Below are 23,318 nucleotides of genomic sequence, written 5' to 3'. Positions count from 1 at the left end.
AACGTGATTCGAGACATCAACCCCGAGGGCTCCGACCGTTCGGATACCGCCGACAGCGCGAGCCGCGGCCCCGATATCGCCGACGCCGAGGCGGTCCCGATCAAGCCCGCCGTCAGCGTGCTCATGCTCCGCGACGGAGAAGAAGGACTCGAGGTCTTCGTCCAGCACCGGGTGTCGACGATGGACTTCGCCGCCGGCGTCGTCGTCTTCCCCGGCGGTCGCGTCGACCCCGTCGACTCGACGACCGCACCGTCCATCACCGTTCCCGATCCGCAGGTGCACACCTCCGCCTGGTCGAAATCGACCATCGCCGAGGATGCCGAGGGCTGGCGCGTCCTGCTCGCTACCGCTGTGCGCGAGGTCGAGGAGGAGACGGGCGCAGTCCTCGACCCGGCCGGGCTCATGCCATGGGCGAACTGGGTGACTCCCCTGGGACGACCGAAGCGCTTCGACACGTACTTCTATACGATCGCCGCTCCCGAACTCGCCGCCGCCCACCATCAGACGACGGAGGCACACACGAGCGAGTGGCGCTCCGTGGCCGGCATCCTCGCCGATGAGGCCGAGGGCACGCTCAAGCTCATGCGCCCGACGTTCGTGCTGCTGCGTGAGCTCTCGGAGTTCTCCACCGTCGCCGAGGCGGCAGGAACCGAACGGATCATCGATCCCGTCCGTCCGGAGTTCCCCTCCAACCGCGGTTCCTGAGCTCAGCCCTTCGCGCGAGCCTTCATCATCGCGAGGCGTTCGGCCACGACCTGCTTCTGCTCGTCGGTGCCCAGCAGCTGAGCCAGCGCCTCCTGTTCGGCGTCAAAGCCGGCGCTGAGGTCGGATTCGTAGGAGAGGTCGACGAGTCGCTTCGCCCACACAAGGGATGACCGGGACTTCCCGGCGATCTGCCCGGCCAGTTCGAGGGCGCGAGCGATCGGGTCCTCGACAACCTCTTCAACAAGGCCGATGCGCAGCGCTTCCTCGGCGCCGATCGTGTCGGCGGTGACGATGAGCTTCTTCGCTTGTGCTGGACCGACGAGTCGTGGCAGCAGCTGCGTGCCGCACATATCGGGGATGATGCCCCAATTCGTCTCCATCACCGACAGCTTCACATCGGGGCCGACCACGCGCATGTCAGCGCCCAGGGCGATCTGCAGTCCGCCGCCGAGCGCTGCCCCGCGCACCGCTGCGATGACCGGGACCTCAACGAGCGACCACACGTGCACGGCCTTCTGCGCCAGCGCCCGGGCCGAACCGAGCCGAGTGCCGACCTCGACGACGGAGGCCACGGAGTCTGCGGATTTCGCTCCGTTGCCGGTCTCGGCCTCTTCCTCGGATGTCGAACGGGTCGCGGCTCCCGCCTCGGCGATCCGGGCGAGCTCGGTGAAGTCGAGGCCGGCACTGAAGGCACGACCGCGACCGGACAGGACCACGGCCTTGACCTCGCTCGAGTCTTTGAGTGCCAGCCCCGCCTCGACGAGGTCCTCGAAGACCTCGCGTGTGAGCGAATTGAGTTTGTCGGCACGATCGATCTCGACGTGGGCGATGCCCTCGGTGATCGAGTAGACGACGGTCGAGTGGGTGGTCTCGGGCATGAGCTGGCCTTTCGAAGACGGTGCCGGTGCGACAGCAGCCGGCGGAAGCGGAACGCGCTGCGACCGCAGGTTCCCCGGCGCAGGCGCCGGCAACCCTGAACGAGCGATCAGTTGCGTTTCCTGAACCCTATCGGAGCTCCCGTCAGCGTCAAGACCAACACGGCGATGAGCGACGCCGCGCACATGCCGACGACGCCGGGCCAGGCGAAGTCGGAGAAGAGGACTGCCGAGAGCCAGGCGCCGAGGCTCGTACCGAGGTAGTAGACGGTGAGATAGATGGCAGAGGACCGGGTCGAGTCGACTCCCGGCCGGGCGGCGCTGGCCGCCGCGGAGGCTCCCGTATGGCCGAGGAAGAAGCCGGCGGTGAGCAGTGACATGCCGATGATGATGACCACGAGCGAATCGACGAGGGTCAGACCCGCACCGGCGAGCGCGATGACCATTCCGGCCAAGGTGATCCGAGTGCGTGAGAACTTCGTGGCCAAGCGGCCGTAATACGTCGTGACGACGGTGCCGACGAGGTAGATGAGGAAGAACAGTGCGACCGCGCCCTCGCTCAGTCGCCATGGGTCCTGCTGCAGGCGGGTGCCGAGCATCGTGAATGATCCGCCGAAGACGATCATGCACAGGAACCCAGTGAGGTAGATCCGCCACAATCCCCCGCGCAGCGGAATCGCTCGCCGAGGCGGCTGTGCACTCCCAGCCCCACCATCGTCGGTCTTGTCGCCGGCTGGGACGGCATCGTTGCCGTCGGAAGGATCGGCCGCCTCGGTGAGAGTGGGATCCGTGTCGGTCGGATTCGAATCGACCGTGTCAGTGTCAACGACGGCCCTGCTGCGGGCGGTGGAGAAGAGGTCGTGGCGCAGCAGCCAGACGACGATGAGGCCGAAGATCAGTGACACGACCGCGGTGAACGCGAGGCCGCCGTGCCAGCCGAGGAATTCGGAGGCCAGCCCGGTGAGCAGTCGCGAGCACAGTCCGCCGATCGTATTGCCGGCGATGTAGACGCCGATGGCTCCGGGCAGAGCGGCGGGCGGCAGCCGCAGGGACAAGTAGGCCATGGCCGTGGCCGGCACCGAGGCGATCGCCACGCCCTGGAGGAACCGGACGACGATGAGCAGCTCCGGGGTCGGAGTGAAGGGAAGGATGAGCGCGAGGATCGCCGCAACGATCACTCCCGCACCGATCTGCCTTGCGTGGCCGATGCGCGGGGCGAGCATGGAGAACGGGATGAGGAAGCAGGCCATGGCCACGTTCGTCGCGGACACGGTGAGGCTCGCCGTCGGACCGTCGATTCCGTAGGCATCCCGGATCGCCGGCAGCAGACCTTGAGTCTCGTAGAGGACGAGGAAGACGGCGATCCCCGCGAGGAAGACCGCAGCGACGGTACGCCGAGTGCTCGTCAGACTCGGCTCACCTGTGCTCATGAGCCCAACGCTATGCCTGCCGAGAGCGTCTGCTCAAACGATTCCGGGTCCCGGACCGTGTAAGTCCCGCCACCGCGGGGTTCCCGGGATATGGAGGATAACCCCATCGCCGAGGCGGTCCCGCGCCTTTTAGGCTGAAGACCAGAAGTTCGACAAGCACCGAATGGAAGTACCCAGCGATGACGGCGACCAGCGAGATTCCCGCACTCAGCGACGCTCCCGCTTCGCACAATCCTGCGGCGCCCTCCCCCGGCGTCCCCGCCTCGCCCCTCGAATCTCTCGCCCCGCTCGACGGGCAGGACACGAAAGCCGCCGCCAATCGCTCCTTTGTCGTCACATGGCTGCTGTCGATGCTCTTCGGCGTCCTCGGCCTTGATCGGTTCTATACCGGCCGGTACTTCACGGGCGCACTCAAGCTGCTCAGCCTCGGCGGGTTGGGGATCTGGTGGATCATCGATCTCGGCATCGTTCTGGCCGGCGGTCTGCGCTATGGGCGGGATCCGCTGCGCGGTTATGCCCAGGACAAGGAGATCGCGTGGATCGCCACCGGGTTCACCCTCATCGTCGCCTACTCGCTGCAGGTCGACGAAATGGTCACGACGCTGCTCAGCGGACTGTTCTGATCCGCCCGCCTTTCCAAGGTTGAGGTCCGCCTTTCCTGAAATCTTCGCCTCCCCGGTCTAGGCTCGAGGTGAGGACAGTTCAAGGAGGCACTATGAAACGGCAATTCCCCTTTGGCAGGATGGTCACCGGCGACTCGGCAGGCAAGCAGTTCGCAGGAGTGGCCGCGGCCGCCTCGGCGATCGGGCTCGGCGCACTCGCCGCGTGGGATCTCACGCAGAAGAAGCACTCGATCCTGCGCAACTATCCGATCGCCGGGCACGCCCGGTTCCTGCTGGAATCGATCCGGCCGGAGATCCAGCAGTACTTCATCGAACGCAACTGGGACGGGCGCCCGTTCAGTCGCGACACCCGCACCACCATCTACGAACGCGCAAAAGGCACCCACTCCGAACACGCCTTCGGCACCGAGCACGATGTCGACCGCACCGGCTACGAGGCGCTCATGCACTCGAATATGCCGATCCCCAATCCGCCCCGGCCACCGCGCGTGCGCATCGGCGGTGACGAATGCACACAGCCCTACGACATCTCGCTGCTCAACGTCTCGGCGATGAGCTTCGGCTCGCTGAGCAACAACGCCATCCGGGCGCTGAACAAGGGTGCGGCGCTGGGCGGATTCGCCCACGACACCGGTGAGGGGTCCATCTCGCCGTATCACCGTGAGCACGGCGGCGACCTCATTTGGGAGCTCGGCACCGGATACTTCGGTGCCCGCACCCCCGAAGGAGATTTCTCCCCCGAGATCTTCGCCGAGAAGGCGCAGGATCCGCAGGTGAAGATGGTCTCGCTCAAGCTCTCCCAGGGTGCGAAGCCGGGCATCGGCGGTGTGCTGCCCGGGCCGAAGGTCACCGAGGAGATCTCCGAGATCCGCGGCATCCCCGTCGGCCAGACCTGCATCAGCCCTCCCGGACACACGGTGTTCTCGACTCCGATCGAGCTGCTCGAGTTCATCCGGCAGATGCGTGAGCTCTCCGGCGGCAAGCCCGCCGGCTTCAAACTGTGCGTGGGTTCGCGCACGGAGTTCCTCTCGATCGTCAAAGCCATGGTGGAGACCCAGATCCTGCCGGACTTCATCATCGTCGACGGCTCTGAGGGCGGCACGGGCGCTGCACCATTGGAGTTCGAGGACAATGTCGGTCTGCCGCTGACTCAGGGGCTGATGATCGTCCACAACGCGCTCGTCGGCGCAGGGCTGCGCAAGAAGATCAAGATCGGCGCATCGGGCAAGATCGCCACGGGCACCGACATCGTCAAGCGCCTCATCCAGGGTGCCGACTTCACGAACTCGGCGCGGGCGATGATGATGGCCGTCGGCTGCATCCAGGCCCAGGCCTGCCACACGGGCAAATGCCCCGTCGGCGTCGCCACACAGGATCCGCGGCGGGCGCGCGCCATCGACGTGCCCTCCAAGGCCGATCGTGTGCGCAACTATCACGAAGGAGTCGTCGCCGAGGCGCTCCGCCTCATGGCATCGATGGGTGCGGCCGCACCGGAAGAGCTGGAGCCGACGATGCTGCGACGCAATGTCTCGGCCTCCGAATCCTGGTCCTATGCCCGCATCTACGACTGGCTGAAGCCCGGGGAGCTCCTCGACGACACCCCCTCCTCCTGGTCAGACGACTGGGCCACGGCCAGCGCCGACACCTTCACCATTCCGCGCGGGCACAGCCGCTGACCCGTCGAGACGAACACTCGGGGCCGGCGGCTCGACGCCGGCCCCGAGGTCCCTTGCGAAAGGATTGCGCATGACCACTCTTGTCCTTCTCCACTCGGCACTGGGTCGGACGTCCGGGATGGACGCCATCGCCGAGCGCTTCGCTCTGGCCGGATATGCCGTCCACACTCCCGACGTCTACGCGGGCAGGACCTTCGACGCCGCCGAACCGGGAGTCGCCCACTCCCAGGAGGTCGGGTTCTCGACCCTCGTGGACCGAGTGAAGGAGGCCTGCGAGGACCTCGGCGATGACCTCGTCTTCGGCGGATTCTCGTTGGGAGCGGCACTCGCGCAGCAGATGGGCAAGAACGATCCGCGGGCTCGCGGAGTCCTGCTCTTCCACGGCGGCGGTTTCCCGAAGCCCACGCGCTGGCAGGCCGGAGTCCCGGTGCAGGCTCATTTCACCGTCGATGACTCCTGGCGCAGTCCGGGCACGATCGAGAACCTGATGGAATCCGCGACGAAGGCCGGCGCGCAGGCAGAGTACTTCCTCTACCCGGGAAGCACTCATCTGTTCAGCGACCCGACCGTCCCGGACTACCGCGAGGACAGCGCCGAACTGCTGTACGAACGGGCCTTGGCCTTCCTCGACCGCTTCTGAGCGATAGCCGCCTCAAGAGCACGGGACCCCGGCGCCTGCTGGCAGGCGACGTCACCCCATGACGAGGCCGTTGTCGACGATGAGGTTCTGGCCGGTGACCGCACGCGAAGCAGGAGAGGCGAAGAACACTACCGCCGAGGCGAATTCCTCCGGAGTCGTCACCCGTCGCAGTGCACTGGCGGTGGCAATCTGGTCGAAGACCTCCTCGGGTGTCGCCGACGACGCATCCGTGGTGCGCAGCAGACCGCCGGAGACCATGTTCACTCGCACCCCGGCGGGCCCGAGGTCCTTCGCGAATGTCCTGGTCAGCGACAGCAGAGCTGCTTTGCCCGCCGTGTAGTCGTGGTACGGCACGACCGGGTCCTGGAACAGGTTCGTGCCGATGTTGATGACGCGGCCGGAACCGAGCTCGCGGAAGCCGTGCATCGCGGCCTGGATGGTGTTGACCGCTCCTTCGACCGAGCCGCGGAACTGATCAGCGAAGTCCGAATAGTCGATCTCGTCGGCCGGCTGGCGCTCATCGCCGTTGAACGAGAAGTCGGCGAGCGCATTGTTGACCACTGTGGACACGGGCGCCCCGAACTCGGCAGCCGCGGTTTCGAACATGGCATCGACGGCGCGGGAGTCGGTGACATCGGCCTCGACGGCCACTGCACGTCCCCCGCGAGCGCGGACCGCCTCGGCGAGCTCTTCTGCGGTCTCGGCCGAGTACCGGTAATTGATCACCAGCGCCGAACCCTCCGGAGCGAAGGCCTTCGCGATCGCAGCGCCCAGGCCGCGTCCGGACCCGGTGACGAGCACGACCTGCTCATCGAGAGGCAGTGCCTCGGAGGTGAATGCCTGTGGGTTGCTCATCGCGTGTCTCCTTCGGACGTCGGTGGCCGAATCTCGCAGGCCTGATCCCACCATACCCACGAACCTCGGACATCGTGTTCGACGGCCGCCAGGGCGAAGAAAAGGGGTCCGAACCGCATGCAGATGCGGCACGAAACGTGCTCTGAGCGGCATGAGTCCATAGACTGAAAAGAAGACCACCGTTGTCCATCCCCAGGAAGTCACCCTTATGAACGAGCTCGGCGCCGGCATCTCCATCGGAGTCCTCGCGGCTCTCGTCGTCTTCGTCATCTACTTCATCGGAGCGAAGATCGGCCGATGGCAGCCGCGGAACCCCAGCGCCGGATCAGGCGCTCAGGGCGGCTACCCGCAGACTCAGGGCGGCTTTGGCCAGAACCCCTACGGCCAGTCCGGGTACAACCAGTCCGGTCGCCCGTGGAGCAGTGAAGACGAGACCCGTGTCCTTCCCAGCAATGCGCAGGGCTATGACGACGTCGACGCCGATCTGCCCCGGGCCACGAAGAACGAACTCGCCGGCAACATCCAGCACTCCGGCCAGATGATCGAGGCCAACCGGCGGGCCGCCACCGCGGCCAACGGCGACACCGTTGCAGTCTTCACCTACATCCTCGGCGCCGCTCTCATCGCCGTCGTCGCCTTCGTGTTCTTCAACAACCTGCTGCTGCCGGCCACCATCGGCGCGCTCACGGGCGCGATCATCTGCGTCGCGCTTTCGGCGACCTATACGATCAAGCACCTGGACTTCTGGCCGGACAATGCGACGATCTCGATCATCAACCTGCTCGTCGCCCTGGCCGCTGCGATCTTCATGTACATCGGGTCCGTCCAGACTGTGCGGGACAACATCAGCCTGTCCACGATCACCGACTCGTTCGACGCCCTGCCCTTCAGCGACGGCTTCTCCGCCTTCGCCGTGGCCATCGGCGATCGGGTGGTGACATTCTTCAAGGACTTCGGCTTCCTCGGCTTCATGTTCCTGCTGTTCATGGGCATCGGATGCATCATCGTGTTCACCCTCGCGGCTAAGTCGCTCATCGACGTCATGGACTGGCGGATCTTCGCCCAGTTCGGCCACAACGTCACCGATCGGCCCATGTCATATTCGCGTGCCGTGCGCTTCCAGACCTCGAAGGTCTCACACACTGTGACCTCGCTGGTTCTGGCCGTCATCGCCGTGCTCGCCGCCACAGGATTGCTCTATGACGGCTTCACGTGGTTCACACGCTGATGAACATCTCAGAAACCGGGCGGTAAGATAGGTCCGGAATTCCTCCGTCGTGACGCGTCACGCGCGCCTCTGCGGCCAATATCGATACTGACGAACGACCCGAAAAGGGATGAGAACCTCAATTGGCGAACGGCAACGCAACATTTCGGCACTCGAACGTGGCCCTGCTCGGCCTGACCGAGACGCTGGCCCCGAACGAAGTGACCTCACAGGAATTCGACGACCGCCTCGCCGATACGCTGTCATCCCTCAAACTGCCGCAGGGTCTGCTCCAACGCGTCGCCGGCGTCTACGCCCGCCGCAACTGGGATGAGCCCCACCACTTCGCCGATGGTGCGATCGCGGCCGGAAAGAAGGCCCTCGCCGAGGCGGGTGTCCCTCCCGACGCCATCGGACTGATGGTCAACACCTCAGTCACCCGTGAACACCTGGAACCGTCCGTGGCCGTCGGCGTCCACGCCGGCATCGGACTCGGCCCGCAGGCGATGAACTTCGACATCGCCAACGCCTGCCTCGGATTCGTCAACGGAATGACTCTGGCCGCGAACATGATCGACGCCGGGCAGATCGAATACGCCCTCATCGTCGCCGGCGAAGACGCCTCCCGAGTCCAAGACGCAACGCTGCGCCGCCTCAACCGCCCGGAAATCACTCGCGAGGAGTACCTCAACGAATTCGCGTCCCTGACGCTGGGCTCCGGCGCTGCCGCCGCCGTCCTCGGACCGGCCGACAAACATCCGGAGGGCCACCGCATCCTCGGCGGGATCACCCGTGCGGCCACCCAGCATCACGAACTCTGCGTCGGCGACCACAACGGAATGTTCACCGACACGAAGGGTCTGCTCTCCGGCGGCATGGAACTCGTCGTCGCCGCGTGGGAGGAAGCCCACGAGACCGGTTGGGACTGGCGGGAGATGGACCGCTACGTCATGCACCAGGTCTCCGATGTGCACACGAATTCGATCACGAAGGCCGCGAACCTCGACCCCGACCGAATCCCCGTGAGCTACCCGGAACTGGGCAACGTCGGCCCCGCCTCCCTGCCCATCACCCTGTCCCGTGAGGCCGAGAACCTCAAACCCGGCGACCGCATCCTGTGTATGGGCGTCGGCTCCGGCCTCAACACCGCCATGACCGAGATCGAGTGGTAGAAACCTTCATGAAATATCCTGCACGGCCGGCCACGATTCCCCCGCAGCTGCCCGAGTGGGACCCCGCCTGGTCCCGAATCGTCGAGGCGCGAACCTCCGACGGGACGCATGAGTTCCATGTGCTCGACACACTGCCCGCCCTGACCGCCGCCGGTGTGGAGCCGACGGGCACGATCGTCGCACTCCACGGCAACCCCACCTGGTCGTATCTGTGGCGTCGGCTGGCCCGCGCCACCGTCGATGCCGCACAGTCGGGCGCCCGCGCCTGGCGGCTCGTCGCCCCCGACCAGCTCGAGATGGGCTTCTCCGAACGACTGCCCCATTCCGCGATGCCCACCCCGAAATCCCCCGAGGTGCGTCGCATCGCCGATCGCATCGCCGATTTCGATGCCGTCGTCTCCGATCTGTTCGCCGAGGTGGCCGCCACCGGGTCTGACACCCACCCGATCGTGACGATCGGTCACGACTGGGGCGGAGTCCTCTCACTCGGCTGGGCGGCCCGAAACACCGACCGTGTTGCCGCGGCCATCAGCCTCAACACGGCCGTCCACCAGCCTGAAGACGCCCCGGTGCCCGCTCCGCTGCGCGCAACTCTGGCTGGCCCCATGCTGCCGACGGCCACCGTGCTCACGGACTGGTTCCTGCGCGTGACCTTGAGCCTCGGCGATCTCGACGCCGAGACCAAAGATGCCTTCCACGCCCCGTATCGCAAGGCAGAGGACCGGTGGGCGATCGGCAACTTCGTCGCCGACATCCCCGTCGATGACACTCATGCTTCGGATCCTGAACTCCAGCGCATCGGCAGGGACATCGCCGCCTTCGACAAGCCCGCGCTGCTCGTCTGGGGCCCGAAGGATCCGGTGTTCCTCGAACGCTATCTGCGGGATCTGCGCCAGCGCCTGCCGCAGGCCGATGTGCACCGGTTCGAAACCGCGTCCCACCTCGTCAGCGAAGACCACGACGTTCCCGGTCTCGTCCTCGACTGGCTGAGCGCCCAGTTCGATTCGCCCGAGACTGCGAACACCCCCGCCGAAGCGGCCCCCGCGAAGGGATCGTCCGCGCGTTCGGGCACGGCTGCCTCGGCGCAGGGATCAAGTTCCGGCAGCGCTGCGGACGTCCGCGCGGTGGCGGCGATCCTCGATGCACGCCGCGACGACGAATCGATCGCGTCGGTCGACTTCGCGCAGAACCCGGCGCAGCAGATCACGTGGCGCCACCTGTGGCACGTCACCACATCGATTGCGAACGGACTGCTCGACCTCGGCGTGAAGCCCGGGGATCGGGTGTCCATGCTCGTGCCTCCGGGCAACAATCTCACCGCCGCGCTCTATGCGTGTCTGAAGATCGGCGCGGTCGCCGTCGTCGCCGATGCCGGACTCGGCCCGAAGGGGATGACCCGGGCGATCACCTCGGCCGATCCGCAGTGGATCATCGGCGAACTGCCCGGACTCACCCTGGCACGCGCCTTCGGCTGGCCGGGACGACGGATCTCCGTGCGTCCGCTCGGCCCCGTGCGCTCCCGCCTGTTCAAGACGGAGACGAGCCTGACCGAGCTCTCGCGCACACCGCACCGCGACGAGCTGCCGTCACCGGCACCGGATGCCGATGCGGCGATCCTCTTCACCTCCGGGTCGACCGGACCGGCGAAGGGTGTGCGCTATACGCATGCGGACATCTCCTCGCTGGCGGCCGTGCTGACCAGGACCTTCAACGTCACTGAGGGCACCGGCCTGGTGGCCGGCTTCCCACCGTTTGCTTTGTTGGGACCGGCCATCGGGGCCACCTCGGTGACACCTGACATGTCGGTGACGAAACCGAAGACGCTCACGGCCACGGCGATCGCCGATGCGATCATCGCCGGACGGGCGACCATGGTCTTCGCTTCCCCGGCGGCGTACTTGAACGTCGCTGCGACCGCCTCGGAGCTCGACGAGCAGCAGCGGGCAGCGTGCGCCGGAGTCCAGCTCGTACTCTCCGCGGGTGCGCCCGTGCCCTTGGAGCTCATGGACGCCATCGCCGAGGTGTTCCCGAACGCGTCCATCCACTCCCCCTACGGCATGACCGAGGGGCTCCTGCTCACCGATATCGACCGTGACGGTGTGGCCGCCGCCGACGCCACCGGTGATCTCGGCGTGTGCGTGGGGCAGCCGATCGACGGCGTCGAACTCGCGTTGGCGCCCATCGATGAGTCCGGCGAGTCCTCCGATGAGCTGCTGCAGGGCGAGACCGCGCAGGGCCGCCTCGGTGAATTCGTCGTCAGCGCAGCCCATATCAAGTCCGGCTACGACAACCTGTGGCGCACCACTGCGGATTCGGCCCGCGATGACCTGCACGGTCTGACCTGGCACCGGACGAACGACATCGGCCATATCGATGACGCCGGTCGCGTGTGGCTCGAAGGACGCCTGCAGCATGTCGTGACGACGCCGCGCGGACCGGTCGGACCCGGCGGGCTCGAAGCACTCATCGACTCCGACGAGCAGGTCAGCCGCAGCTCCGTCGTCGGCATCGGACCCGTCGGCACCCAGGCTCTCGTGGCAGTGCTCGATGCCGAAGGCACCTCACTCTCACCCGGTCTGGCGCCCCTGGACCTGTCTGCGCGTCTGCGGGAGAAGGTCGCCGAGGCCGGCGGCCATGATCTGACCGCGGTGCTCGTGGCGCCCGAATTCCCCACCGACATCCGCCACAATTCGAAGATCGACCGTTCCCGCCTCGCCACCTGGGCCGACAGCGTCCTGGCCGGTGGGCCGGTGCGTGGAAGCGTCTGAGGAGCTGAAGTGAGAATCACCGTCACCGGAGCCTCCGGGCTGCTCGGTTCGTCCGTCGCACGTGCGCTCGTGGCCGCCGGTCACGAGGTCACGACCCTGCAGCGTCGCCCTTCGGGGGTCGACGGCGCCACCGATGTGCTGGGTTCGGTGACCGATGCGGCCGCCGTCGGGAAGGCCGTCACCGGCGCCGAGGCGGTCGTGCACTTGGCCGCGAAGGTCTCCATGATGGGCGATCCCAAGGAATTCGAGGCCGTGAACATCGGCGGCACTCGCACCCTCGTCGATGCGGCACAGGCCGCCGGCGTGCAGCGTCTCGTCCACATCTCGTCACCCTCGGTGGCCCACACCGGTGAGTCGATCATCGGCGACGGTGCCGAACCAGCTTCTCCGGAGTTCGCCCGCGGTGAGTATGCACGGACGAAGGGCGCCGGTGAGCGGATTGCTCTTGGCGCCGATTCGCCTGATTTCCGGGTGCTCGTCCTGCGCCCCCACCTCATGTGGGGTCCGGGTGACACTCAGCTCACGGAGCGGGTCATCGATCGTGCTCGTGCGGGCCGGATGCCCGTGCTCGGTTCAGGAGCCGCCCTCGTCGATACCCTGTTCGTCGACAATGCTGTTGAGGCGATCGTCGCAGCAGTCACCGCGGTCGATTCCACTCATGGTGAGGCGCTGGTGGTGACGAACGGGCAGCCGCGACCCATCGGCGAACTGATGTCGCGGATCGCGATCGCCGGCGGTGCGTCGGAGCCGAAGCTGCGCATTCCGGTGTCACCGGCGCTGGCTGCCGGAACCGTGGTCGAGAAGGTGTGGGAGCTCGGAGAGCACGACGACGAACCGCCGTTGACCAGGTTCCTGGCGGAACAGCTGTCGACCGCGCATTGGTTCGATCAGCGGCGGACGCAGGAAGTCCTCGGCTGGACTCCCCGCGTCAGCATCGAAGAGGGCATGCGGATCCTCGCCGCACACTACGCCTGAGCGTATTCACCGACTCAGGGCAATATCTCCGGCTCAGAGCCGGTACTGGTTGTTCTCCTCGGCTGAGGGACCCTCGCGTTCAGGAGCCTCAGCATCGTCGGCGTCGTCGTCAGGTTCTTCTCCGGCCGTGTCGGCTGACTCATCGGCTTCTTCCGGCAACTTGCCGGAGAGTGCGTCGGCCGACATTCCGGGCTCGCCGGTCGGCGGTGCCTCGAGCGAGGAGCCGCTGGCGGATTCGTCGAATTCCTCCGGGTCGAGCGTCGCCGGATCATCGGCCTGTCCTTCGAGATCCGGGTCGGATGACTGAGCGGAGCCACTTGCGCTGGCACTGTCCCCGGCTTCGTCCTGATTCAGCGACGGAGCCGAGGACATGTCGGCGTTCTTCGCATCGGCGGCACCGGCCTGCGGAGCGTCGGTGGGCTGAGAGGGGAACGCTGGCGGCATCGGCGGAGGCGGAGGCAGCTCCGACGAGTCCTCTACCTGCGAGGCCGGCTTCTCAGCGGGCTTCGACGGTTCTGCCGTCTGTACTGGCACAGCGGGTGCGGCGGGCTTCACTGGTTCTTCGTGCTGCGCAGGCTTCACCAGCAACTCGGGCTTCTCCGGCTCAGTGGCATCGGTCGTGTCCCCATCAGATTTTGCCGCTTCGCTCGGTGCCGCTGCATCCTTCGATGTCGCTGCCTCAGACTGGCCCGCATCGGTGGGCTGTCCCTCATCCTGTGAAGTGACGTCATCTCCGGTTCCGTCCGATTCCAGGGACGATTCCGTTTCCCCGTTCTGCTCGGCTGCGTCCTCGGTCGCCTTATCGGCTGCATCGCTTTCGGGAGTATTCTCCTCAGCGGTCGAGCCGGGAGTCGCCTCGGCGTCTGCGGCGGCAGACTCCCCATCGGCGCGGTCACCAGCCTGGTCAGTGTCTTCACTCTCGAGAGATGTCCCCTCGGCGGGAGCCGCCTCCTCCGACTCACTCTCTAGGGCCGTCTCACCGTCGGCCCCGGGGGCCGCCTCACCATCGGCGGCCTTCTCATCGGTGGAGGTCGACTCATCGGTTTGGGCGGTCGATCCCGGCAGGGCACCGTCGATGCCTTCGAGGCTCACTCCCGCCTCGGCGGCGAGTCGCGCACGACGTTCGGCACGGGCCTTCGCCCTCTCGTCTTCGCTTTTCTGCGCCTTCGCCTTGGCCTTCGCCGATTCGCCCTTCGTCTGGGTCGGGCGCACGGCCTCCCAGATGAGCAGGACGACGAGCATGGTCAGTCCGACGATGACGCCCATGAGGATCGAACCCCACGGTCGCGCCATCGCAAAGAAGTCGAAGATGGCGTTCAGACCGAACATGACGGCCAGGCCGAGGATCAGTGCAACCAGGAATCTCATATCCCCATTGTGCCCTCTCCTGGTCCGAGTTCAGGGAAATGGGTCGACTTTCATGCCGACAGCGATCTCCAGAAGATGTGCACCCCACCTCTTCACAGGGCTGTGCCATGCGTCACAATAGTTTCATGAATACCACCACCGAGAACTCCGCAGCCAACTACGACGAGGTCGTGACCCGCATCGCCGAGGATCCCGAGGGATTCTGGCTCGAGCAGGCCAAGAGCCATATCGACTGGGTCACCGAACCGACGAAAGCCGTCGACGATTCGAATGCGCCGATCTATCGCTGGTTCCCCGACGGCGAGCTCAACGTCTGCTTCAACGCGATCGACCGCCATGTCGCGAACGGCCGCGGCGATCAGGCCGCCATCATCTACGACTCGCCGGTCACGAACACCGTCCGTTCGATCACATACGCAGAACTCCTCGATGAGGTCTCCCGCTTCGCTCGCGCACTGTCGGACAAGGGCGTGACCAAGGGCGATCGAGTCGTCATCTACATGCCGATGATCCCCGAGGCGGCCGTGGCCATGCTCGCCTGCGCCCGCCTCGGCGCAATCCACTCGGTCGTCTTCGGCGGCTTCGCCCCGAACGAACTGGCCGTGCGCATCGATGACACCGCACCGAAGGCCGTCATCTCCACCTCCTGTGGGGTCGAGAAGAGCCGAGTCCTCGAATACAAACCGATGCTCGATGAGGCCATCGAGATCGCTGCGAACAAACCGGAATTCACCGTCATCGTCCAGCGCGACGAACACCGCTGCGAACTGGGCGAGACCGACCTCGACTACGCCGAGCTGCTCGACCAGTCCCCCGAAGGCATCGACCCCGTGACCGTGAAGGCCACTGACGAGCTCTACGTCCTCTACACCTCAGGCACCACCGGCAAGCCGAAGGGCATCGTCCGCGATTCCGGCGGATACGCAGTGGCCAGCGCTTTCTCGATGCCGACAGTCTTCGGTCTCCAGCCGGGCGACACGATGTTCACCGCGTCCGACGTCGGGTGGGTCGTCGGGCACACGTACATCATCTACGCGCCTCTGCTGGCCGGCGTCACCTCGGTGCTCTATGAAGGCAAACCCGTGGGCACGCCCGACGCCGGAGCCTTCTTCCGCGCCATCGAGCAGCACAAAGTCAACGTTCACTTCACCGCCCCGACAGCCATGCGCGTGGTGCGCAAGGAAGATCCGAACGGTGAGCTGATGAAGAAGTACGACCTGTCGAGTCTGCGCGCAGAATTCCTCGCCGGCGAACGACTCGATCCCGACACCTACGAGTGGACGACGAAGATCCTCGCCGAGGCGACCGGACGCGATATCCCCGTCGTCGACAACTGGTGGCAGACGGAGACCGGCTGGCCGATCACCGCGAATCCTTTGGGACTGACCCGGTTCCCCCTCAAGGCGGGATCGTCAACGAAGCCGAATCCCGGCTTCCAGGTCGAGATCGTGGACCCCGGCGGAAAGCCCGTTCCTGCCGGAGAGGAAGGACTCATCGTCATCAAGCTGCCGCTGCCTCCGGGCACCATGGCCACGGTGTGGGGCGATGACGAGCGGTTCATCTCCTCTTACCTGGCCGCCTTCGACAGCTACTACCTCACCGGCGATTCCGGCTACCTCGATGAGGACGGCTACGTCTTCGTCATGGGTCGTACCGACGATGTCATCAACGTCGCCGGTCACCGTCTGTCCACCGGCATCATCGAGGCGGTCGTCGCCTCCCACCCGGCCGTGGCCGAGGCCGCTGTCATCGGTGTCCACGATGACGTGAAGGGGCAGATCCCCCGTGCCCTCGTCGTGCTCGGTGATTCCGCCGAGGCGGCCGACCCGAACACCGTCATCGACGAACTCGTGGCGCTCGTGCGCAAGGAGATCGGGCCGGTCGCCGCGTTCAAACGCGTCGACATCGTCTCGGGCCTGCCGAAGACCCGGTCGGGCAAGATCCTGCGCAAGACGATGCGGCAGATCGCCGATGGCGAGAACGATCCGGCTGTGCCGTCGACGATCGAAGATCGCAGCGTTCTCGATGACCTCGGGGCCGTGCTCTCCCGCAGCTGAGAAGTCAGAGGCCCGAGCACGCAGACGCGATCCGGGCGAACCGTGGAGGTTCGCACCGGATCGCGTCGATCTCTCACGGTGCCGTTCTGTTGATGGACAGCGCGGATGTGCGGGCCGGCACCGCAGTCATGGGCGGCTAGCTGCGGCCTGCTGAATGAGCAGGCGGACCAGCCGATTCGGTTATGAGTTGCGTCCCTGCTCGAAGCCCGCGGCGAATCCGCGCTCGAAGGCCTCTTGGACTTCCTGCTCGCGGCTGCGGCGCTCATCGGCCCAACCGAAGGGGTCGAATCCGCGGCGTCCGGGTCCGAAGCCAGGACCGAAGTTCGGGCCGAATCCGCGTCGTCCGCGGCCTCCGCCGCGGCGACGGTCGCCGTGGCCTTGACCGTGAGCTTCGTGGCGGTCAGGGCCGCCTCGGTGATCGTCATGATCGTGCGGTCCGTCGTGGCGGTCCGAATCGTCTCCACAACGTTCGGGGCCGAAGTTCTCAACGATCTTCGACAGCGAGGCTTTGAGGTTCTCGAACTCTTCGGAGGTGAGCACCTCTTCGATGCGGTCGCCGACTCCGTCGCGCATTTCGCGGAAGCGCTGGCGCATCTCTTCGGGGTCGATGTTCTTCGACGGTCCCCAGCTGCCCCGGCCGCGCGGCGGCCCGTAGGTTACCGGCTCTTCAGGGTAGGCGGCGCCATCGGCGACGACCTCGTCGGAGTCCCAGCGGCGACGTCCTCGCCGCATGCGTCCGAAGTCTCGAGGGTCGAATCCGGAGTCGGCCGCGGCGCCGCGGAATTCGCGGCGCAGCACGTGGCTGAACTCGCGCAGCAGCTGCGGAAGATCGGCGTCGGAGTCGTCGCGCTTGTCGTCGCCGGAATCGGCATCGAGGTGCGGGGCATCGCTCGCATTGGTGTTCTCGTCGGTGTTCAGTGAGTCTTCCCGGTCGTCTGCACCAGTTGAGCCGGAGTCAGAGTTCGGAGTGGTGAAGTCGTCGTTGTCATCGTTGAAGTCTTTGTTTTCAGTCATGTCATCTCCTTAGTTGTCATCTGACATGTACATGCAGAATGACATGCAATTAGATTGCATGTCAAGTGGCATGTAAAATCGAATCATGAGTACGAACGATGACATTCAGGCGATCGCCGAGGCGCTCACCCGCCTGCAGTGGCGACGCGGACCCGGCGGTCCGCGCGGATTCGGACCCTTCGGCGGTTTCGGTGAGCACGGCGGCCCGGGCGAGCGCGGGGGCTTCGGTGAACGCGGAGGCTTCGGTGGCGGCCGGCATTCGGACGACTTCCCCTTCGGCGGCAAGCGTCATCCCGGTGGACCGTTCGCCGCGCACGGTCGGGGACGTGCGCTCATCCGCCTGCTCGTCTCGCTCGTCCAGGCGGGCACGGCGCTGGGAGTCAGCGCACTCGGCGATGCGATCGGCGTCGATCAGCCGCGCGCGTCCCGGCTCGTATCCCAAGGTGTCGAGCTCGGCTTTCTGCGTCGCGAGGCAGACCCGGATGATGCCCGGCGAACTCTCATTGCGCTGACGGACAAAGGTCGCGCGATCACGAACAGGTTCCGTGGCGCTCAGCGTGAGAACGTCGATCAGGCACTGAGCACATTCTCCGAAGACGAGCGCGCACAGCTGGCATCGCTTCTCACACGCTTGGCCGACGCCTGGCCTAAATGAGTGTCGCTGTGCCACTCCGGTCAGTCGGCGGTCGGCCCGAAACCTGTCTTCAGCTCTCGGCGAGCTGTTTGAGTCGCTTGAGTGACGCGAGCAGATTGGCTGCCGTCGTCGACTGTGCCCGCGGCAGGCGCTGAGGATCGCGCAGCTCGGTCCAGTCGTAGACGTGACGCACCAGGACCGAGTCCTCCCCGATCGGTTCGATTTCCCACACCCACTTCTGCCCGAACGGCTCTCCCCCGACTTCGGAGGGCATCCAGGCGATGAGCCTGCCCTCGGCGAAGTCGACGATGTGGTTCTCGCGGTCCACGCCCTTAGTCAGGGTCGTGATGAAGGAATCGCCGGTCCCACGCACTCGCTGACCGTCGGCGGCCGAGCCGAGGTTGTCGTTTCCGTCCCATTCGGGCTGCCGCTGCGGGTCGGCGATGAGCTCGAACACCGCCTCGGCGGGGGCTGAGATCTCGATCTCGGCGGTGACGACCTTGAGGACCGGGTCGATCGAGTCGAAGACGGAAGCGTCGGGAGTCTGGTCGGTCATGGGTCCTGCCTTCGTTGATGGTCCAGCTCCGGCGTCGGGTCGAAGCGAGGAGTGGATCGGACACGGTCAGAATACACGGGCCGCCGCCCCAACCTTCGGGCCCGCGGGTCCGCCGCTTCAGTCCTCGAGCGCGCGGTCCTGGCGCTCGGCGCGCAGGGCCGCCGTGCTGAACCGGGTGAACATCCGGGAGGAGTCGCTCGACAGCGCCAACAGCACTGCCACCTGCATCGCGATCGTCGTCAGCGCGTACATGTTCGTCGCCAGGTCGCGGTCGCCGGTGAAGTAGTTCGTCATCGACACGATCACAGAGATCGTCGAGAGAGTGAGGATCCACAGTCTGGCCCGGTTGCTGCCGCGGAACACCGAGGTCGAGGCGATGACCTGCAGACACCCGATGAGGAGACTGACGCCGACGAGCACTCCCGCGACGATGCGGGTGGCCGTGTCATCGCTGACGGTCGCGATGTCCGAGCTAAAACCGACGACTTCGGACCTCAGCCCGTTCCAGTCGAGGAGCATGCTGATCACATCCCAGGCTTGGAAGAGGAGCAGGATGAGCACGAGAGCGGCCCCGACGACGGTCTGCAGCGGGCGTTGCCGCCACAGCGTCTTCGTCACTTCGGACACGCTGCGCGATTCGGAGTAGATGCGGGTGGCGTCGAGGGCCAGTTCCAAACGTTCTGGGTGGTCGGCTTCGTCGGCGACCACCTCATTGACGTCGACGATCGGCAGGTGCCCGTCCGTGACGATCGCGTCGCCGCCGCCATTTCGGGAGTGGTATCCGGTGGAGAAGTCCTTGATCCGGTCGACCGAGATCGCTTCGTTGACGCCGGTGACGGTGTCGACGATGTGGTCGCGTTCGACGTCGGTGTTCTCTTCGATCTTGTGGGTGAACTGGAGCGTGAACAGGGAGATGCCGACGGCTTTGTCGTAGGTTCCGGCGGCCAGCCAGTCAGCGTGGTGTCCACCGGGCAGCAACCATCCGTTCGGGCATTTCCAGAACCGCACGTGGTGACGCTGTCCCGGATCGCCGTCGACTTCCTGCTGGTAGGCGAAGTCCTGACGTCGACCGAACAGCAGCAGCGGGGACACCGGGGCCTGTGGGTAGCTGCGCTTCGTCACCGTCGAGCGGATGATCTCCCATGTCGATGCGGGCGTGATGCTGTCAGCGAGGATCCACCCAGCTTCGCGCATCGCGTGGTGGATCTGGGCTTCCTCACCGCGCCAGGCGAGGTTGACCGGATCGCCGAGCAGACCGTCGGAGGTGCGGGTGCGGCCGATGAAGTAGTTCGGCACATAGATCTGGGACAGGATGCGATGCAGTCTGGGCAGAGCAAGGTAGGACACGACTCCCCAGAACACGAGAAGTGTGAGCACCTGCCACCAGCCGAGGCTGAATCCTTTGAGCAGGATCAGCAGCGCCAGCCATGTCGAAGCCGCACCGGCGAAGAGGAAGAACAGGTAATCGAGTACTCCGGTGGGCGTGAAGTGGTGTCGCCGATAGACGAACGGCTGCCTCAGCCGTCGTTTCTGGCCGACTGCTCCACCGGCCGCATCCGTTCCGCCTGTCGGCCCTCCCGAAGTCATGAGGGCCAGTTTAGTGACCCGTTCTCAGCCCCCGTAATGAGGAAGACCCGACATCCCCTCGCCGAGGCGGCCGGTCCGTATCCGTTCGCGTTCACCGTCGACGGCGCTCAAGGGCAGCACGTGCCGTCGCCGCGAGCTCTGGACTGTCGTCGCCGGAGAGTTCGGCGATGAAGTCATCGCTGAGCTCGCCGGGGATTTCGAGGAGGACCTGGAGCACCCGGAACCGCGTCGTCGTATCATCCGAGTCCGCAAGGCGGTGCAGTTCGGTCAGTATCTGTTCGCTGATGTCGGCATTCGGTCCGGCCGCGTCGACTATTGAGCCGAGAGTTTCTGCCGCCTCGATGTCCTTCGGTCCGCTCATCGCCATGTCGAGCAGCACGGGCACGGCCTTCACATCACCTGAGCGGCCGAGGGTGAGCGCGGCGATGCTGCGGATTTCTGGGTCGGCATCATTGAGCGCCTGGCTCAGCGCCTGCCGGATCATCGACTTCGAGCGTGGGTCGAGTTTCTCATCCGGTGTGGTTCTGCGGATCTCGTCGAGAGCGAGCAGTGCATTGTGGCGCACCTGGGCGGATTCGTCGTCCATTCCCTTGACCACATGCGGCACTGCCTCGGCGCCGGCTTGGGCGAGCGCCCACCGCATGGCCCCCGCCGCGTTGAGCACGGTCTCCTGCAGGACCGCCTGCGCCAGAGTCTCGACCGGCATGCCTCCGTCGACTCCGCTGCCGAGTGCGGCCTTGTGCCTTTGGATGACGTCGCCGGATTCGAGGGAGCGCATGAGGTCGATGGTGTTTAGGAGCGATTCGCCATCGGTCCGGCCGAGTCGAGAAACGGACTGGAGGTGCTCGAGCAGACGCTGCTCTGCGGCGATCCGCTCACGCGTTTGGTCGATGAGGTCTTCGAGCACGCTGCCGGGGTCGAAGTCAGGCTCGGACAGTACCCGACCGACTTCGGTCAGTGACATGCCGAGTTTGCGCAGACCCTCGATATGGAAGATGCGACCGATATCGGCATCGGAGTATTCACGGTAGCCGCCGGACGTCCGCTGGCTGGGCGCCACAAGCCCGAGTGATTCGTAGTGGCGCAGCATGCGGGCGCTCACACCGGAGCGCCGAGCCACCTCGCCGATAAGCAATTGCCACCTCTTCTCTGCTGCCTTTCACTCTATGCCGCAGCCGCCGCTCGTTGGAGGAAGGGATCCGAGACTCCGGTCGCGTGCCGGCGGGCTTGCCCCACCCGCCGACACACGCACGATCGGACCTTCCCTGAACCGATCTAGACCGTGGTCTCGGACCCCAGTGCGACCACCCGCTTGGCTGCGTCCAAGGCGTGAGCGAAGCCGGCGTCCGGGTCATCGAACATGTCCCGGGTCGCCATGACGTGAGCCCGCACTGTGTCGTCCTCTGCGTGAAGCTTCTCATCGACCACTGACACGAGATCCTCGCCGAGGGCAACGATTGCCCGACTGAGGCTCTTCTGCATCTCGATATCACCGCGTCCCAACTGTGTCACCAGGGCTGATGCCAGTTCTCCCCGATTCTCACCGGGCACAAGTGCAACTGTGGCTCTCCACGCACTGCGAGCCACCTCGGTGTCGGGATGCGCGATGAGTGCAGTGCCGATCCGGGCTGGGTCCATTGCCGGCCAGGCACGGGCGTCGCCGACCTTCGACAGGGTGTGCAGGGACTGGCTGATCGCCTGCGGCTGCGACGAGTCGAGTTCGGCGATGAGGCGGGGAATAGTGTCGTCGGCGGGCAGCCGGGTCAGCGCCCAGGTGAGCATGTCGCGGACGAAGAAGTCCGGTTCGACGCGGCAACGGGCGATGAGCACGTCGAGGTCGCGGGGCTCCGCCCGTGTGCCGATCGCCATCGCCGCCTGCAGCCGCTGCTGCGGGTTCGACGCGCTCAGTGCGTCGATCATGCGATCGCCGGTGTCAGTCCGGCGGTCAGTCCCGGCCTGGAGGTCCGGTTCGCGAGTCTGGTGGTAATTGAGTGGATATGTCATGGTCTCCACCTCCTTCTCACCCAGTGAAGACCTTGACATCGTGTCAAGGTCAAGGGGAATAGACTCTTTTCATTCCCACCCCCCTGGAGCGGAGCCAAGTATAGACAAGGTCGATTTCAAGAGATCGCTGCCGGGTTTCCGCGCGAAGCAGGGCCGGTTCGGTCTCATCGAGGTGCCGGACTCGCAGTACCTCATGATCGACGGCCACGGCGATCCGAACACCTCTCCCGATTTCGCATCGGCGCTGACCAGCCTCTATCCGCTTGCCTATGGGCTGAAGTTCTTCAGCAAGCTCGAACTCGGTCGCGACTATGTGGTGCCGCCACTCGAAGGTCTGTGGTGGGCCGATGACATGACGACGTTCACGAGTGCCCGGGACAAATCCGCGTGGGACTTCACGCTCATGCTGTTCGTCCCGGACTGGCTGGACGGCGAACACGTAGACGGCGTGGTCGACACGGTCCGGGCGAAGGGATCGGCGCCCCGCCTCGGCGAGATCCGGTTCGAAACGCTGCGGGAGGGAACGTGCGTCCAGACCCTCCATATCGGTTCCTTCGACGACGAAGGACCGGTGCTCGAGCGCATGCACACCGAGGTCATTCCCGAGGCGGGGATGAAGATGACGGGGAAACATCACGAGATCTACCTCAGCGACTTTCGCCGCACCGCGCCGGAGAAGCTGCGCACGATCCTCCGTCAGCCGGTGACCCCATAGAGTGACCTCGCCCGATCTGAGTACGCACGCCTGATTCAGTCGACCACCGATGGTCCCACTCGGCCCGATCAGCCCGGAACTCAGCCGCCGCTAGACCAGCCTCCGCTGACCGGGGCAGTGGTCCTCGCTCCGGAGCCGCCTGAGTCTGCACCTGAGCCGCTGCTCGAGTCGACACCAGAAGATGTGGATCCGACCGATGATGAGTCCGGGGTCGGTGATGAGCCGGTCGACGGTGATTCCGCGGAGAGGAAGATGACCGCGACGAGGATGCCGGCAATAGTCAGGATGCCGACCGCGACGAAGGAGAAGACCACGATGAGGCAGGTCATCAGAGGTGGGCGGTTGTTGCGCCGAACGATTCTCACCATGGCTCATAGCCTAATAGGCGGCGCCCCAGCCCACTCTGCCGTGACCTTCCTGTGACAAAAACCTCGGCATGGTCTCATGCGTCCTTAAG

At 65.7% G+C, this 23,318-nt stretch carries 21 protein-coding genes; 11 read left to right on the top strand and 10 right to left on the bottom strand.

Annotated elements, in window-relative coordinates:
- Positions 1 to 3 precede the first annotated feature (3 nt).
- Positions 4 to 705, top strand: a complete 702-nt coding sequence (locus BEP01S_RS04095; RefSeq protein ID WP_062240924.1) for an NUDIX hydrolase — start codon at positions 4 to 6, stop codon at positions 703 to 705.
- 2 nt (positions 706 to 707) lie between these two features.
- Here BEP01S_RS04095 and BEP01S_RS04090 read toward each other — a convergent pair whose 3' ends face one another.
- Positions 708 to 1,583 (bottom strand): enoyl-CoA hydratase-related protein, encoded by an 876-nt coding sequence (locus tag BEP01S_RS04090; protein ID WP_062240711.1) that lies wholly within the window; start codon positions 1,581 to 1,583, stop codon positions 708 to 710.
- A 107-nt stretch (positions 1,584 to 1,690) separates the two neighbouring features.
- Positions 1,691 to 3,010: an MFS transporter gene (locus tag BEP01S_RS04085; RefSeq protein WP_062240710.1), complete on the bottom strand. Its 1,320-nt coding sequence runs from the start codon at positions 3,008 to 3,010 to the stop codon at positions 1,691 to 1,693.
- Between the two features lie 179 nt (positions 3,011 to 3,189).
- Between BEP01S_RS04085 and BEP01S_RS04080 the strand changes: the two genes are divergently transcribed.
- From BEP01S_RS04080 to BEP01S_RS04070, 3 genes are all read left to right on the top strand, one after another.
- On the top strand, positions 3,190 to 3,633 hold the full coding sequence (locus tag BEP01S_RS04080) for a TM2 domain-containing protein (protein ID WP_062240709.1): 444 nt from the start codon (positions 3,190 to 3,192) through the stop codon (positions 3,631 to 3,633).
- 92 nt (positions 3,634 to 3,725) lie between these two features.
- Positions 3,726 to 5,309, top strand: a complete 1,584-nt coding sequence (locus BEP01S_RS04075; RefSeq protein WP_083532504.1) for an FMN-binding glutamate synthase family protein — start codon at positions 3,726 to 3,728, stop codon at positions 5,307 to 5,309.
- A gap of 70 nt (positions 5,310 to 5,379) precedes the next feature.
- Positions 5,380 to 5,949: a dienelactone hydrolase family protein gene (locus BEP01S_RS04070; protein ID WP_062240706.1), complete on the top strand. Its 570-nt coding sequence runs from the start codon at positions 5,380 to 5,382 to the stop codon at positions 5,947 to 5,949.
- A 51-nt stretch (positions 5,950 to 6,000) separates the two neighbouring features.
- Here BEP01S_RS04070 and BEP01S_RS04065 read toward each other — a convergent pair whose 3' ends face one another.
- Entirely contained in the window at positions 6,001 to 6,804 is an 804-nt protein-coding gene (locus tag BEP01S_RS04065; protein WP_062240703.1) for a 3-oxoacyl-ACP reductase, read from the bottom strand.
- A 208-nt stretch (positions 6,805 to 7,012) separates the two neighbouring features.
- On the opposite strand from BEP01S_RS04065, the gene BEP01S_RS04060 reads away from it, so the two are divergent.
- The 4 genes from BEP01S_RS04060 to BEP01S_RS04045 all read left to right on the top strand — a co-directional run bounded on the left by BEP01S_RS04060 (position 7,013) and on the right by BEP01S_RS04045 (position 12,926).
- The gene (locus tag BEP01S_RS04060) at positions 7,013 to 8,032 is read left to right on the top strand and encodes a hypothetical protein (protein ID WP_062240701.1); all 1,020 of its coding nucleotides are present in this window, start codon (positions 7,013 to 7,015) and stop codon (positions 8,030 to 8,032) included.
- 122 nt (positions 8,033 to 8,154) lie between these two features.
- Positions 8,155 to 9,183: a 3-oxoacyl-ACP synthase III gene (locus tag BEP01S_RS04055; protein ID WP_062240700.1), complete on the top strand. Its 1,029-nt coding sequence runs from the start codon at positions 8,155 to 8,157 to the stop codon at positions 9,181 to 9,183.
- Positions 9,184 to 9,191: 8 nt separating this feature from the next.
- Positions 9,192 to 11,951, top strand: coding sequence for an alpha/beta fold hydrolase (locus tag BEP01S_RS04050; protein ID WP_062240699.1), 2,760 nt, complete (start codon positions 9,192 to 9,194; stop codon positions 11,949 to 11,951).
- A gap of 9 nt (positions 11,952 to 11,960) precedes the next feature.
- Positions 11,961 to 12,926: an NAD-dependent epimerase/dehydratase family protein gene (locus BEP01S_RS04045; protein WP_039212004.1), complete on the top strand. Its 966-nt coding sequence runs from the start codon at positions 11,961 to 11,963 to the stop codon at positions 12,924 to 12,926.
- A gap of 33 nt (positions 12,927 to 12,959) precedes the next feature.
- Here BEP01S_RS04045 and BEP01S_RS04040 read toward each other — a convergent pair whose 3' ends face one another.
- Positions 12,960 to 14,294, bottom strand: a complete 1,335-nt coding sequence (locus tag BEP01S_RS04040) for a hypothetical protein (RefSeq protein ID WP_062240697.1) — start codon at positions 14,292 to 14,294, stop codon at positions 12,960 to 12,962.
- Positions 14,295 to 14,419: 125 nt separating this feature from the next.
- On the opposite strand from BEP01S_RS04040, the gene BEP01S_RS04035 reads away from it, so the two are divergent.
- Complete coding sequence (locus BEP01S_RS04035) at positions 14,420 to 16,351, top strand: acetate--CoA ligase (protein ID WP_062240922.1); 1,932 nt, start codon at positions 14,420 to 14,422, stop codon at positions 16,349 to 16,351.
- Positions 16,352 to 16,531: 180 nt separating this feature from the next.
- On the opposite strand, the gene BEP01S_RS04030 is transcribed toward BEP01S_RS04035, so the two are convergent.
- Positions 16,532 to 17,365: a hypothetical protein gene (locus BEP01S_RS04030; protein ID WP_062240695.1), complete on the bottom strand. Its 834-nt coding sequence runs from the start codon at positions 17,363 to 17,365 to the stop codon at positions 16,532 to 16,534.
- Positions 17,366 to 17,450: 85 nt separating this feature from the next.
- Between BEP01S_RS04030 and BEP01S_RS16995 the strand changes: the two genes are divergently transcribed.
- Positions 17,451 to 18,020, top strand: a complete 570-nt coding sequence (locus BEP01S_RS16995) for a MarR family winged helix-turn-helix transcriptional regulator (protein ID WP_176573034.1) — start codon at positions 17,451 to 17,453, stop codon at positions 18,018 to 18,020.
- Positions 18,021 to 18,069: 49 nt separating this feature from the next.
- On the opposite strand, the gene BEP01S_RS04020 is transcribed toward BEP01S_RS16995, so the two are convergent.
- From BEP01S_RS04020 to BEP01S_RS04005, 4 genes are all read right to left on the bottom strand, one after another.
- Complete coding sequence (locus BEP01S_RS04020) at positions 18,070 to 18,555, bottom strand: SRPBCC family protein (protein ID WP_083532503.1); 486 nt, start codon at positions 18,553 to 18,555, stop codon at positions 18,070 to 18,072.
- Between the two features lie 117 nt (positions 18,556 to 18,672).
- Positions 18,673 to 20,142, bottom strand: coding sequence for an LssY C-terminal domain-containing protein (locus tag BEP01S_RS04015; RefSeq protein WP_062240693.1), 1,470 nt, complete (start codon positions 20,140 to 20,142; stop codon positions 18,673 to 18,675).
- 91 nt (positions 20,143 to 20,233) lie between these two features.
- Positions 20,234 to 21,277 (bottom strand): MerR family transcriptional regulator, encoded by a 1,044-nt coding sequence (locus BEP01S_RS04010; protein WP_062240691.1) that lies wholly within the window; start codon positions 21,275 to 21,277, stop codon positions 20,234 to 20,236.
- 140 nt (positions 21,278 to 21,417) lie between these two features.
- Complete coding sequence (locus BEP01S_RS04005) at positions 21,418 to 22,146, bottom strand: HEAT repeat domain-containing protein (RefSeq protein WP_062240689.1); 729 nt, start codon at positions 22,144 to 22,146, stop codon at positions 21,418 to 21,420.
- 100 nt (positions 22,147 to 22,246) lie between these two features.
- Here BEP01S_RS04005 and BEP01S_RS04000 point away from each other — a divergent pair, with 100 nt between their 5' ends.
- Positions 22,247 to 22,861 carry a GyrI-like domain-containing protein gene (locus BEP01S_RS04000; protein ID WP_062240917.1) on the top strand — a complete coding sequence of 205 codons (615 nt, stop codon included), beginning with the start codon at positions 22,247 to 22,249 and terminating at the stop codon, positions 22,859 to 22,861.
- A gap of 80 nt (positions 22,862 to 22,941) precedes the next feature.
- Here BEP01S_RS04000 and BEP01S_RS03995 read toward each other — a convergent pair whose 3' ends face one another.
- The gene (locus BEP01S_RS03995; RefSeq protein ID WP_062240687.1) at positions 22,942 to 23,229 is read right to left on the bottom strand and encodes a hypothetical protein; all 288 of its coding nucleotides are present in this window, start codon (positions 23,227 to 23,229) and stop codon (positions 22,942 to 22,944) included.
- Positions 23,230 to 23,318 lie beyond the last annotated feature (89 nt).

Origin of the sequence: Brevibacterium epidermidis NBRC 14811, assembly GCF_001570805.1 — a bacterium.
Classification (GTDB): domain Bacteria; phylum Actinomycetota; class Actinomycetes; order Actinomycetales; family Brevibacteriaceae; genus Brevibacterium; species Brevibacterium epidermidis.
Note: the sequence above shows the minus strand (reverse complement) of the source record. Positions and strands in the feature narration are given on the sequence as shown.